Below are 12,187 nucleotides of genomic sequence, written 5' to 3' on the forward strand. Positions count from 1 at the left end.
TTTGGTGTCTTTGCTGTAGAGTATAGCGAATAACATAGCCTGCAGGAAGAAGTATAATTAACAATAAAATCATAGGGAGCATTTACCCAGTAAACGGAGATCTTATTATAACGTGTATACTTTTAAAAATGGCCGATGGGAATTTGCGGTTCCGCCTATACGTACACATTGTAATCAATGGGAGAACGGGCTAAAGCCAATTGTAAAAGATCCGGTAAAAAAAGGGTTTGCCAGAATCAACTACAGTGTAATGGTTAAATCAAGCATTATAACGGAAAGTAAAATCGTAAAAGTTAAATAACATAGCGAGGTTGGTATTTGAGCCAATAATTGACCGTGTACCTAACTACCCAAATATTGCAAATGATCATGCTTATACGCCGAATGCCATGAACGATCTGAATCGGATTTATGTTAGGATGGCATTCTGTTCGATCTTACTGAAAAAAACAATTATCATGAATAAGTCTTATCACTCTTACTACTTACCATCTTAGGAACGGGCTCAGCTGTTGCACAAACGATCTCCTGCGCCGATTCCGCCCAATTGAACATCAAACTAAAAGCCATCCGCGATATTGACCAGAACAGCCGAAAAGAATTCATTAAAATTTACGCCGAAAATAACCCGGAAAAAACCAAGGCATTGGCCTTGCAGATGAAAAAGACGGACAAAGAAAATCAGCAGTTTGTTGCCGGGCTGCTGGATAGTTGCGGCTGGCCGAACGGCCTTTCCGCAGCAAATAATCATACCATTTTCCTGGTGATCGATCATGGCGAAATTGATTATGCCAACAAATACCTTCCACTGGTCAAACAGCAGGCTGAATTGGGCATTGTGCCCAAAAGTGACCTGGCGACCTTGCAGGATAGAATTTTACTTAGAAACGGGCAAAAACAACTATACGGAACACAGACGCTCACCATCGGAACAATAATTAAGGTATGGCCAGTGGATGAGCCGGCCGGTTTAGATGAACGGCGTAAGACAATGGGACTGCAACCAATGGATGAATACCTTCAAGCCGTAAAAAAATCATATCGTTCAGAGGTCTATTGGGATAAAACACTAACAGTTGAAGAGGCGCAAAGAACAATGATAAGAAAGCCTTAATTTGGTGACTATAAATCAATTGGATACTACAGACATCCAATGATTTTGGGTTCGTTTTGTTAACTACAATCAGCTTTTGTAATTATATCATCATAACGCTTTTCTATGACTAAATTGATTACCCTTCTAACGAGTTTTACTTTATTGATATTCGCTAATACTGGTTGTAAAAACAGTACCCATTCAAAAGATCAACCGGAGCGACTGCATCATAAAACAAAAGTTACCACTAAAGAAAAGTGGCACTGGAAAAATGGGCAAAAGCAAAATGAAAGTGTAGGGTACGCCCAGGTTGTCAAAACGGGTAATACCCTTTATATTTCCGGGATACCGACTGCCGACTTAAGTCTTAAAGGTGTAGCTGGAGTTTATCAATCATTGGAGACGAGCCTTCAGGCCTTCGGAGCAACCCCAAAAGATGTAGTAAAAGAAACGCTGTACACGACCGACATCGAGACCATGAAAAAATACAACAATGCAAGAAAGGCTTTTTACAAAGGCGACTTTCCGGCGGCGACCTGGTTGCAGGTGAGCCGCTTGTATTGAGCCTGATTCCAAATTAGAAGTAGAAATAGTCGCACAACTTAAAAATGTTGATGAGTAAATTATTGTGTATGTATCCAGGCACTAAACCATACCATCATGAATGCTGAGCATATTGCCCATATCATCACGGATCTGAAAGATACGGATTTAAACCTTAGGAATAAGCTCATCAGGAAGGGCAAGCTTTCTGATGGCTATGACTCCGCGATGGAAGAATTGCATAATTGCAATGCGAAAATATTGAATGACCTTATAGACCAGATCGGTTACCCGACGGAGGACAAAGTAGGTAAGGAAGCAAGCGAAGCTGCCTGGCTGGTGATACAACATGCCATTGGACAGCCTGCCTTTATGAGAAAATGCAGGGAACTGCTGCAAAAAGCTGTCGATGAAAACAAAGCAGCCCCAATAAACTTAGCTTACCTCTCTGATCGGATAGCTGTATTTGAGGAACAGCCTCAACTGTATGGCACTCAATTTGACTGGGATGAAAACGGTGAATTAACTCCCAATCCCTTTGATGATTTAACCAGGGTGAATCAAAGAAGAAAGGCTATCGGGCTTAATACACTGGAAGACCAGATCGCAATGATCAGAAAGCGCACTAAGGAAGAAAACCAATTGCCGCCAAAAGACCTGGAAAAGCGAAAACGAGACGTTGAGGAATGGAAAAAAAAGGTGGGTTGGATAAGATAAAAAATCAACACTTGTCGAAAACGTGGTTACCAAAGATAAGTTTCGACAATAGGTACCCCTGATAAAATCAAAAACATCGGCAATCGTCCTCACTGCGCAGTAAACCGTTTTGATAATGTAACCAGCTCACCTCATAATGCGTCACATGCGTAAAATCAAAAAAATGACGAAATTCTTTCAATTTGCCACCCCGTTATCACTTGCTTTATTTCTATAATCAGATATTCACAATATATTAATTAATATTATCGAATGAACGCAAGATTGACGATCACTATATGTTTTCTTTTACTGGTTGGGGTTTTACCAGCAAAAGCCCAAAGCTCCGGGAGTATTAGTAATAAACTGGACATAGATAGCGCTATTACCCAAATGATGAAAAAAAACGATATGGTGGGTATAAGTGCTGCCATCATCGTTAACAAAAAGCTGGCGTGGGAAAATGCCTACGGTTTTGCAGACAGGGAAAATAAGCGACCATTCACTACATCGACGGTTATGAATATCGCATCGGTCAGTAAAACAATTACGGGCGCATGCCTGATGAAAGCCGTAGAACAGGGTAAGTTAAATCTTGACGAGGATATTAACCGGTACCTGCCTTTTAAATTGGTTAATCCGTATCACCCCAATGATATGGTCACCCTTAGACAATTAGCCACACACACGTCTGGCTTGGCAGACCGTTATCCTTTTTACACAGACAGCCTTTATTTTCCCGGTAAAGATTCGCCGGAACCCTTGGGTGATTTTCTAAAAAATTATTTCGTACCCGGTGGCAGATATTATGCTAAAGAAAATTTTCTTGACCATAAACCAGGTACTTACCGGGATTACTCCAATATCGGAGCAGCCCTTGCCGGTTATATTGTAGAGCTCAAAACAGGTGAGAAATTAAACGAATACAGCAGGAAATATATTTTTAAACCTTTGAGCATGCAGCACAGCAGTTGGTTTCTGTCTGAAACTGATTTGGCCAACCATGCAAAACTCTATGATAAGAAGGGCAGCATAATTGAAAATATCCCTTTATATGGCTGCACGACTTATCCTGATGGAGGCGTACGTACGTCGGTGGACGATCTGGCGAAGTTTTTTATCTGTTTGCTGAATGACGGAACTTATGGCAACCGGAAGATTTTGAATAAACAGTCGGCGCAGGAAATGCTAAAGTTCCAGTTTGATCAAACTAACAAGCCTGAAAATGTCGATCCCGGGAAACTTAACTCCGGAATATTTTGGGCAACCAAAATGGGCGGTAAACGAATAGGTCACAACGGATCAGATCCCGGAGTGCGAACTTTTATGTTGTCAGATCTGAATAAAGAAGTTGCGGTGATCTTCTTCTCCAATACTTCGCTCAGCGAAACGGAGGAAGATAAATTTTTTGACCTCTACAATTTGCTTTATCAATACGGACTTATTTTAAAAGGTATGGCCAAATAAAGCTTTTACTGAATTGTTAATAAACAAAAGATGGTTATGGATAGAAAATGATGATGCGTTCATTTAATGACCCATTTAGACAAAAAAGTTCAAGTAGTTAAGCTTTTCGGCACCACTCATTAGAATACGTTTAGCGGCAGCAATGTATGGGCATACCGTACTTTCTTAATATCTAACCGAAATGCCAAAATTGACTGCTCTTCCTCTCCCTTTTGAATAAAAACCCGGCTGCATGAACCATTGTGCACGCGCAGGGAAATAGTCTTCGTTGAATAGGTTTTCTACACCCAGGCTAACCTGTGTGCTTTTATTAACGCGTAATGCGGCAATCAGGTTGAATAAATTATATGCTTTTACCGCACCTTCATTTCCATTATAGACCCCGGTACTGTTCTTTATAAACCTGTCTCGGTTTCCGATACCGGTATAGTTCAGTGTAAAATCCATCACTTGTAGCGGTGAATAAGTGACACTCCCGGTAATTTTAGGAGCAGAAATCCTTCTACCGTTGAGATACGCATCTTCAGGGTCATTGTATTTCCCATTACCGTTTACGTCGCGTTTACCTTCTGTGTAACTGTAACTTCCTGCAACAGTGAACTCCCGGTTTAACAGGTAGGATGCGGCCAACTCAAAGCCATATATCATCTCCGGACTGCGGTTTGTATTAAACAAGGCGGTAGCCGGGTCATAGACTACTTCAATACCCAATTTTGAAGTACTTCTGTAGGCGGAAGCTGAAAAATTAAGTCCTTTATAGCGACTTTCAAAACCAGCCTCATAATTGTTTACTTTTACTGCGTCAGTGTTGATCTTGTCAATGCTGTTTACCTTAGCATCACGCAAGGCCAGGCCAATATCCATTACTGAAAATCCCTGTGAGAAGCTTACAAAAGGGCTAAATAATTCATAACGGTTGTATTTCAAGCCTGCGTTAAACAAGCCTGTATTATATTTTAGCGCCCCACCGGCTACATCAAAGGATGGCGTAACCGTTGCACCTGTCGCATTCGTAATCCTTAGCGTACGGTAATCGTCTACGTCTATGTTGACACGCTCGAAACGGAAACCGGTCTTCAATACCAGATCACGTACAAGTGTTAGATCGGCCTGGGCAAATGGTGCCAGGTTGGTCATGTCCATTGTAGGAACCCATACACGCCCATCAACCAAAGGCTGCGATGTCTTGTCCTTTAAAACATCAATTCCGTAAGACAGGTTAGCATTGATCGTATTGTTTTTCACCAGTGGTGTTTGCAAGAATAACCGGATACCCTTTTTATCGTTGTGCGCCAAAGACTGGCCATCTCCACCATCGAATCGTCCGAGTGAAACATAGAACACGTCTTCACGCTTTTCGTAGTAAGCGTCGGCGGTTAAACTGGTTTTCAGGAACAGGTTGTCCACTTTGTAAGAGAAATGCACGTTGTGGTTGTATTTCGCTCCGGTTGGGATACCAAGCGGTTTTCCCAGTACGCCTGTAGCCTTTTGGCCGGTTGCAAGGTTTCCGTTTACCAGGGTAAAGTTGCTGTTTTGCAAACTGCTATAATAATTGTAAACCAACTGCAGCCGCTGATTTTTGGTCGGTTCAAAACCTATTTTTGCAAAAGCGTTGTAGGTGTCTGTTTCACCAAGGCTGTAGTTAGGGCCAACCACATCTCCTTTTGCATCTTTGTATTCGCCGGTTTGTTCAGCCACACCGCTAACTACGTAATCAAACTTATTGACCTTTCCGTAAAACATCTGGCTGATACGGCCACCTACCGAATTCCGCAGTTTGACCAAAGATCCATTCAGAAAAATATCGGTTTTACCCGCGAATGCTTTAGCCGTATCCGGCACAAGTGTCACATAATTTACTAATCCACCCGCTGCACCATTCCCGTAAATGGCTGTAGCACCCTTAACAACCTCAATTTGTTGAAGAACCGAGGGGTCGATGGAGCGGAGATCAACCTCCGCATTTCTAAGCGGTGATGACTGGCTTACGCCGTCTATCATCACCAGCATAGGCCTTCCGCGAAGGTTTTGTCCAACGTTGCTACCTGACTGGGCACTTGGGGCAAATCCTGGTACCTGGTTAGCTAAAATGCTGGTCAGGTCCGGATTTACGGCTATCTCGGTTTCCAGTTTCTTTTTAGAAACTATACTCACTGATGAAACAATGTTCTTAGGACTTTCAGGTTTTCTGGTTGCAGAAATGACCACCTCACCCAAAGCCAGCTCAGATTTTTTAAGTATGAGTGTGATAACCGTATCTTTCATTAGCGGTGTTAGCGTTATTGATAAAGTTTCATAACCTGTAGCAGATGCTTTGATCTGTAGCGGCTGGCCGACGGGTAAAAAAACTTCGAACCTCCCTTTTGCATCTCCAGAAGTTTTTAGCTGATTAATTTGAACTGTCGCGTATGGAACTGCCGATAAAGAGTCTTTTGTAATCCCTTTTATTTTAACGTTTTGACTATAAGTAATATTGGATAGCATCAGAACGCTGATTGCTGTAAGCAGTGAAAGTAGTTTTGGCCTCATAATTGAAATTTGCTACAATTATAAGTTTATTTAAACTAATTCTAAATAATATATTTCAACAATTGCCATTTTTAATCGCGAATTTCTTTACAGTAGCATATCGTGATTTTTTAAGTTGTCTACAATGTCACTTGGCTATTCCCCCGTCAAATCCATTATAAAGTTGCTGTAAATTAATAAGCTAAATGGCCGTTGTTAATCATTAGCGCCAGTCAGGTCAGCGGCATGCCATTTTTTATACTTTGATAACCAGTAATTTATGATTATGACTTTAAAAATAGTTGGTGCCCCCTGTCGTGCCTCTTGAAATAAAATTTACTCGTCCGGCAACCTTTGTACTGTCATCAAGAGGCTATTAAACCAGACGAACTGATCGGATTGTTTACAGTGGTTTCGGTCGCCGGTGCGAATGAGATACTGGCGATGGAACGCCTGCTCCCTGAAACGCTCAGCAAGTCAGAAGCCTACCGGCGATACGGGTCGCACCTGTGTAGACCGCTGGATCGTCGAAGGGCTCATAACCCCTCATGGAAAGACAATCAGCCGCACTCAATCGGAGGCCATCAGTGGTGCCAGGAACCGGCTGACCTACCTGCCCGTGGCAGAAAAGGTAACGGACGTTATTTGACATTTGGGGACGAAACATTATCCGCCTGAAAAGCGGAAATCGGGCGAAGGTGAGCGTAAAGTCGCAACATGCTAAAAGCGCCCGGGCAGGCTGAAAGGCCCGTATTGTAGAATATGACGTAAGTATGTCCTGAATTTGTCTTGAGGGGGCCCTGGTGGCCCCCTTTTTATTTCACCACTTATTGAAAATTCCCTTACCACAATACACTGCGGACGATTGTCCGTGAGGCCGCCGAACTCGGGTCTACGCACTGACACGCAACGGCAAACTGTCGACTTACCTGAAGAAAGGAAATAGCTAGCCGGAGATATGGCCGGCAAACCGTCGAGTAATTGCTGGCCAAAGTTGAACTGAGCATTCGAAGTAATCGCCAATCAAAGTCTTGACTAGCGTATAGACGGTATAGAATAGAGGCTATCGTCAGAAGCCTGGAAATCTGGCGCCAACTTTAATATAAATTCAGATGGAATCGACAATCAACCCTGCGGTCATCCGCGAACAGGTATCAATCACCGCGTTACTTGCCAAGCTTGGCCACCAGCCCGTCCACAAATCCGGAACGGAATCCGTATATCGTAGCGTCCTTCGCCAGGACGGAAAAAAACTTTCCCTGTGTGTAAACGACACCCTCGGCGTTTGGTATGACAAAGGAACCGGTAAAGGCGGCAATGTGATTGATCTCGGTATGGCCTTCTGGCCCGGCCTGGCTACCCGGGAGGTCTGCGGCAAGCTATGCGAAGTCATGCATCAGGCCGTACCCGCTACAGTTCCTGCCGTCGAACAGGTCGGCAAAAGACGCCGGATAAGCTTGAAACTGCCTTATTTCCGGATCGACACAATCTGCCCGCTTGGACAAACTCCCGCAATCCGGCAATTCCTGGAGAGGCGCGGCATCTGGGAAGAGGCACAGGGAATCCTGCAGGAGGTTCACTACCGCAGGGTCGATAAGAAAGAGGAACCCATCATCTATTGTGCCGCGGGCCATTGCAATGAGTCTGGCGGCTGGCAAGTGCGTAACAAGTATTTTAAGGGTTGCCTCGGAAACAAAGGGCTGACCCTGCTGCACGGAGACAACCGTCGATTGTGTGTTTTTAAGGGAATTTTCGACTACCTAAGCTGGAAGCACGACCATCCTGAAAGTGCCGACAGCGCATTGATGGTTAACCGGTATACCCTGCTGCCCGCTGCCATCAAGGTGGCCATGCGGTACCCTGCATTGACCGTTTATTTTGACCACAGTCCGGAAGGGCATCAGTCATTGCGCCAGTTCATCACGGAACTGCCTTATGCCACCGATGGCACACCGGCTTTCAGCGGTCACCATGACTATAATGAAAAGCGGCGTACCGAAGTACGAGCCGAAAGTGAATCCCAAAAACCCAAAGACCTTTTCAAAAATATCGAGGTTCCTTTTGAGCGTTAATGACCCTTTTTATGCAAAAGGCGCCATTTTAATAAGGCATGGGCCTTCTTGTTTTTTACCCTGCAAGATGTCTTTTTGTCCGACGGAAACCCCGCTGGTTTTTCCGGTCTCCCAAAAAGAATCTTGCCCGGCTGATGCCGGGGGAAGAAATTTCGCAACTCAATTTCTTTATTGATGACCAGGAACAAGGGCGGCAGGCCGCCAGTAGTGGAAGGCAAACGATCCTTTAAAATCGATGTGCGCTTTACCGAGGCTGAGTACCGCCAGGTAGAGCAGTTGGAAAAACAACTGGGCTTGAAGAAAACCGAATTGGTGAGGCGGAAATTGCTGCATGAGGGTAAGGGATTAGCGGTAAACGCCGGGGAACTGATGAACCTCCTGGATGCCATCAGCCTGGAATTGTCCCGGAGCGGGAATAATATTAACCAGCTTGCGCGCTATGCTAACCGTCTCCAAAAACGGGGGCTTTTGTCGCCCCCGGTTATTGACGAATACACCCGGCTGCTGCGCCGGCATGAAAATGAGCAAATGGAACTGGCTTTGCTGTTCCGCAAAATGATCAGGTGCCTGAGCCCATGATCGGTTGCAACCCCGATACGCAGTTACACGGCTGCGGTGTTATACCGCTATACGGTTGCTTTGATCGCTTGATACGGTGCGCTGCTGTTGACCTGTTGTGGTGTTCGCCTGCTCTGTTGCTGTACGGTTATGCTGTTGGCTTGTGCTATCGTTCAACTGCGCGGCAGTTATATGGCTCGCCGGTTCTGCGGTTACCTGATTAGGGTGTTTTACTGATCTTTTGAAATCGGGTTAGCTTGTTCAATAGTTCGGCTGTTTTTTGTTCGATAGTTCGCTTGTTATTTTGATGTTGAGCTACAATGGTCGCCTGTTCGGTTGATGAATTGTTGGATTGTTCAGCGGTTACAGCGTTACCCTGGTCTATGGCTGCTTTGTTAGCATGCTTCGCCGATAGCCTTTTACTGGGCTCGCTTGTGCTGCTGTTACCCGGATCACCGGCTATCCTGTTCTATGATCGTTAAAATATTCCGTGCGAGCGCCTCCTTTAAAGCCGTCACCTATAACTTTGATAAGATCGCCAAAGGACAGGCCACCCTGATGAAGGTATCCGGTTTCGGCGCATTGCGGCAGCTGAACGAGGTGCGGCCGGAAGATTACCGGAATTACCTGGAAGCACAATCGGCCCTGAACCGAAATGTCCGGCTACCGCAATTTCACGCCATGATTTCCGCGCCAGACGACACTTTTGATAAGGACAAACTAGCGAAACTCGCCGGTCAATGGCTTGACAAGATGGGATACCGGGATCAGCCTTACATCCTGATCCACCACCGGGATACCGATCAGTCGCATGTTCATATGGTCAGCTCGCGCGTCAGCCGTAAAGGCAAAAAGATAGACAGCGCATTTGAACACCGTCGCGCCATAGCCGGGCTTAACCAGCTCCTCCAAAAGGACGAAGCGCACCAGGCACAGTTAGATGCCGCTAAAGCTTTGCAATACCAGTGCGCTACCAAAGCGCAGGTGTTGTTGTTACTCGAGGAAATGGGTTATGGTATCCGGGAAAAAGACGACCAGCTTTTGCTCCATAAATTCGGCCGCCGGCTATTTGCGATTAGCGGCCAGCGCATGGACGAAAGTATCGCGTACCATAGGCCCGATAAACAACACGCTGTACAATTAAAAGCGATCTTTCGTAAATACCAGGCCGTTTATAACGCGGTTCCCGAACGCACGACCGTGAATCTTTCAGGGGGCAGAACCTCACCGGGCAACGCCTACCGCTCTGACCTTGGTGACTTTCTCAAGGGAAAATTCGGTATCGATCTGATCTTTCACGCTTCAGGCGACAAGCCGCCTTATGGTTATACCATCATTGATCACACGCAGCAGCGGGTGTTTAAAGGCAGCGAGGTACTCAAACTCTCCGAACTGATTGGCCCCGCATTCGGTGCGGTCTCAGCAGTAAAAGAAAACGTGGAAGGGCCGCGGTACAGACCTCCGACTCCTTCACAACCGATTTATTTCCGGCCCTACCTGGCGAACGATGTGGACGATCAGCAAATCAACGGGCCCCGCCGGCGCAGGCAGAAGAAGGCGCGCACCAACACCCGTTAACTGGGCATGGCGATTTCTTAACTATGCTTTCAGGTAACATACCGCGAAAATTTTAAAACCAAAATTTCATGAACATTCTTATCGGCAACCAAAAAGGCGGATGCGGAAAGAGCACCGTCGCGCTTTTACTCGCCAACTACCTGACCATGGTGAAACACCAGAAGGCAACGCTCATTGATATGGATTACCAGCAGTCTATTGCCCAAAAGTTTGAAAAGGCAAAGGTCCTGGAAAACAAGCCGCCCTATGATGTCGTCGCCGCACAACTGGCGCATTACCCGGTATTGCAGAGCGCGATCATGCAATCGCCTGACGAAGTAGTGATGATCGACCTGCCCGGCAAGCTGGACGACGATGGGTTATTGCCGATCTTCGGTTCGGCAGATCTCCTGATCTGCCCATTTTCCTATGACGAGTTCAGCTTTGACTCCACCGTGCTCTTCGCTATCGTACTGCGCAAGATCAACCCCGGGATACCGATCATCTTTATCCCGAACCGGGTAAAAGCAAACGTTCGCTACGAAACGATGCAGGAAGTGAACAAGCAGTTGTCAAAACTGGGCACCATGGCCGCTATTATCCCGGACAGGATCGACTTTCAAAGGGTAACCACTTTCATGACCCCCTTGCCCGTTATACCGATCGTTATCCCCGTGTTCGACCAGGTCTATGCGGTCGTTGCGGAAATATCAGGGGTAAACATCAAGACGTAATATCATGACAAAGATTACCTCACTCGCAGATGAAATACGCAACCGTATCGCTCAGCCGCCGCCGGAAACACAGGAACAACCCCAAACGCCAAAGGTTAAAAAACTTAAAGCTGAAGAAGCGAAGCTGTTACAGTTGATCCGTGCCTATGACAACTCCAATCATAAGAGCCTCGTCCACGTCAGGTTCGATGAAAAAACGGTGCAGACGCTGAACCACTTTAAGATGGCGACAGGTGTCGATGTCACCCGCCTGGTGGCCTTTGCCGTCAAACAGCTATTCGAGGGAAACCCCGAACTCAAAGCGATCATTAAACAATTTATTCAAAACATGACCCTATGACCTGGATCAAATTCATTTCCTGGTTAACCGGACTTTATGCGTGCTATTATGTGCTCAATATCGCCTGGGACCTGCTTCGCGGAACAAAGACCGCCGAAATAGAAACGGGGCCGGAACTGCATTTTGAGGAAACCGTAACACCACGGCAAGTCGCACCGGCAGCACCCGAGGACAAAAGTACGGCAACGCCAAAGAAATCCACTACAGAGGTTGCAGCCTCAGCTTACGGCGGCGTACCTGTTAAAGACCTCTTTCAGCTGGCCAGATTAGAGCTGATAGCCTACAACCAGTCGGTTACTTTTTAAATGAAAAAACTGCTGGCATTTGTCCTGCTTTTACCGGCAGCTGCTTTTGCCCAACCCGGTATTACCGAAATGCAGGAGGCCCGTTCGGACCTCACACAATCGTTCTTTTCGGCGCGTGATCTTTCGCTCGTCGTGGCCGCCATCCTGGGCATCATTGGTGCAGTGCGTATCTACCACAACCTACAGATGGGCCGCGAGCGCTTCACAGCCGAAGTGACCGCCTGGTTCTTTTCCGCCTTGTTTATGGTTTTACTCGGCGCGTTTCTCCAGGCGGTTTTCGGTATCTAAAACCAGCCATTTTTCCATGTCAG

Annotated in this window: 12 protein-coding genes; 11 read left to right on the forward strand and 1 reads right to left on the reverse strand. The window is 46.0% G+C overall.

Annotated elements, in window-relative coordinates; all coding sequences use genetic code 11:
• Positions 1–547 precede the first annotated feature (547 nt).
• The 4 genes from PQ461_RS02175 (at position 548) to PQ461_RS02190 (ending at position 3,802) form a co-directional block, all read left to right on the forward strand.
• Complete coding sequence (locus PQ461_RS02175) at positions 548–1,114, forward strand: DUF6624 domain-containing protein (RefSeq protein WP_274207992.1); 567 nt, start codon at positions 548–550, stop codon at positions 1,112–1,114.
• Between the two features lie 105 nt (positions 1,115–1,219).
• Entirely contained in the window at positions 1,220–1,660 is a 441-nt protein-coding gene (locus PQ461_RS02180) for a RidA family protein (RefSeq protein WP_274207993.1), read from the forward strand.
• A gap of 96 nt (positions 1,661–1,756) precedes the next feature.
• On the forward strand, positions 1,757–2,356 hold the full coding sequence (locus tag PQ461_RS02185) for a DUF6624 domain-containing protein (RefSeq protein WP_274207994.1): 600 nt from the start codon (positions 1,757–1,759) through the stop codon (positions 2,354–2,356).
• 372 nt (positions 2,357–2,728) lie between these two features.
• The gene (locus PQ461_RS02190; protein WP_274207995.1) at positions 2,729–3,802 is read left to right on the forward strand and encodes a serine hydrolase domain-containing protein; all 1,074 of its coding nucleotides are present in this window, start codon (positions 2,729–2,731) and stop codon (positions 3,800–3,802) included.
• A 165-nt stretch (positions 3,803–3,967) separates the two neighbouring features.
• On the opposite strand, the gene PQ461_RS02195 is transcribed toward PQ461_RS02190, so the two are convergent.
• Positions 3,968–6,331: a TonB-dependent receptor gene (locus tag PQ461_RS02195; RefSeq protein WP_274207996.1), complete on the reverse strand. Its 2,364-nt coding sequence runs from the start codon at positions 6,329–6,331 to the stop codon at positions 3,968–3,970.
• Positions 6,332–7,422: 1,091 nt separating this feature from the next.
• Here PQ461_RS02195 and PQ461_RS02200 point away from each other — a divergent pair.
• The 7 genes from PQ461_RS02200 to PQ461_RS02230 all read left to right on the forward strand — a co-directional run bounded on the left by PQ461_RS02200 (position 7,423) and on the right by PQ461_RS02230 (position 12,164).
• Positions 7,423–8,382 carry a DUF8464 domain-containing protein gene (locus PQ461_RS02200; protein WP_274207997.1) on the forward strand — a complete coding sequence of 320 codons (960 nt, stop codon included), beginning with the start codon at positions 7,423–7,425 and terminating at the stop codon, positions 8,380–8,382.
• 174 nt (positions 8,383–8,556) lie between these two features.
• Positions 8,557–8,961, forward strand: coding sequence for a plasmid mobilization relaxosome protein MobC (gene mobC / locus PQ461_RS02205; RefSeq protein WP_274207998.1), 405 nt, complete (start codon positions 8,557–8,559; stop codon positions 8,959–8,961).
• Between the two features lie 450 nt (positions 8,962–9,411).
• Positions 9,412–10,518 carry a relaxase/mobilization nuclease domain-containing protein gene (locus PQ461_RS02210; RefSeq protein ID WP_274207999.1) on the forward strand — a complete coding sequence of 369 codons (1,107 nt, stop codon included), beginning with the start codon at positions 9,412–9,414 and terminating at the stop codon, positions 10,516–10,518.
• 68 nt (positions 10,519–10,586) lie between these two features.
• Complete coding sequence (locus PQ461_RS02215) at positions 10,587–11,231, forward strand: ParA family protein (RefSeq protein WP_274208000.1); 645 nt, start codon at positions 10,587–10,589, stop codon at positions 11,229–11,231.
• A 4-nt stretch (positions 11,232–11,235) separates the two neighbouring features.
• Positions 11,236–11,571: a hypothetical protein gene (locus PQ461_RS02220; protein WP_274208001.1), complete on the forward strand. Its 336-nt coding sequence runs from the start codon at positions 11,236–11,238 to the stop codon at positions 11,569–11,571.
• A complete protein-coding gene (locus tag PQ461_RS02225) occupies positions 11,568–11,876 on the forward strand; it encodes a hypothetical protein (protein WP_274208002.1) in 309 nt (102 codons plus the stop codon). The genes PQ461_RS02220 and PQ461_RS02225 overlap by 4 nt, the downstream gene beginning before the upstream one ends.
• Positions 11,877–12,164, forward strand: a complete 288-nt coding sequence (locus tag PQ461_RS02230; protein ID WP_274208003.1) for a DUF4134 domain-containing protein — start codon at positions 11,877–11,879, stop codon at positions 12,162–12,164. It abuts the gene before it with no gap.
• Positions 12,165–12,187 lie beyond the last annotated feature (23 nt).

It is taken from the genome of Mucilaginibacter sp. KACC 22063, assembly GCF_028736115.1.
Taxonomy (GTDB): domain Bacteria; phylum Bacteroidota; class Bacteroidia; order Sphingobacteriales; family Sphingobacteriaceae; genus Mucilaginibacter.

What these genes read in the sequence shown, in the direction of transcription:
- mobC (WP_274207998.1), top strand. Translation starts at nt 8,557, where the DNA reads ATGACCAGGAACAAGGGCGGCAGGCCGCCAGTAGTGGAAGGCAAACGA.
- PQ461_RS02215 (WP_274208000.1), top strand. Translation starts at nt 10,587, where the DNA reads ATGAACATTCTTATCGGCAACCAAAAAGGCGGATGCGGAAAGAGCACC.
- PQ461_RS02190 (WP_274207995.1), top strand. Translation starts at nt 2,729, where the DNA reads ATGATGAAAAAAAACGATATGGTGGGTATAAGTGCTGCCATCATCGTT.
- PQ461_RS02180 (WP_274207993.1), top strand. Translation starts at nt 1,220, where the DNA reads ATGACTAAATTGATTACCCTTCTAACGAGTTTTACTTTATTGATATTC.
- PQ461_RS02195 (WP_274207996.1), bottom strand. Translation starts at nt 6,331, where the DNA reads ATGAGGCCAAAACTACTTTCACTGCTTACAGCAATCAGCGTTCTGATG.
- PQ461_RS02220 (WP_274208001.1), top strand. Translation starts at nt 11,236, where the DNA reads ATGACAAAGATTACCTCACTCGCAGATGAAATACGCAACCGTATCGCT.
- PQ461_RS02210 (WP_274207999.1), top strand. Translation starts at nt 9,412, where the DNA reads ATGATCGTTAAAATATTCCGTGCGAGCGCCTCCTTTAAAGCCGTCACC.
- PQ461_RS02225 (WP_274208002.1), top strand. Translation starts at nt 11,568, where the DNA reads ATGACCTGGATCAAATTCATTTCCTGGTTAACCGGACTTTATGCGTGC.
- PQ461_RS02230 (WP_274208003.1), top strand. Translation starts at nt 11,877, where the DNA reads ATGAAAAAACTGCTGGCATTTGTCCTGCTTTTACCGGCAGCTGCTTTT.
- PQ461_RS02200 (WP_274207997.1), top strand. Translation starts at nt 7,423, where the DNA reads ATGGAATCGACAATCAACCCTGCGGTCATCCGCGAACAGGTATCAATC.
- PQ461_RS02185 (WP_274207994.1), top strand. Translation starts at nt 1,757, where the DNA reads ATGAATGCTGAGCATATTGCCCATATCATCACGGATCTGAAAGATACG.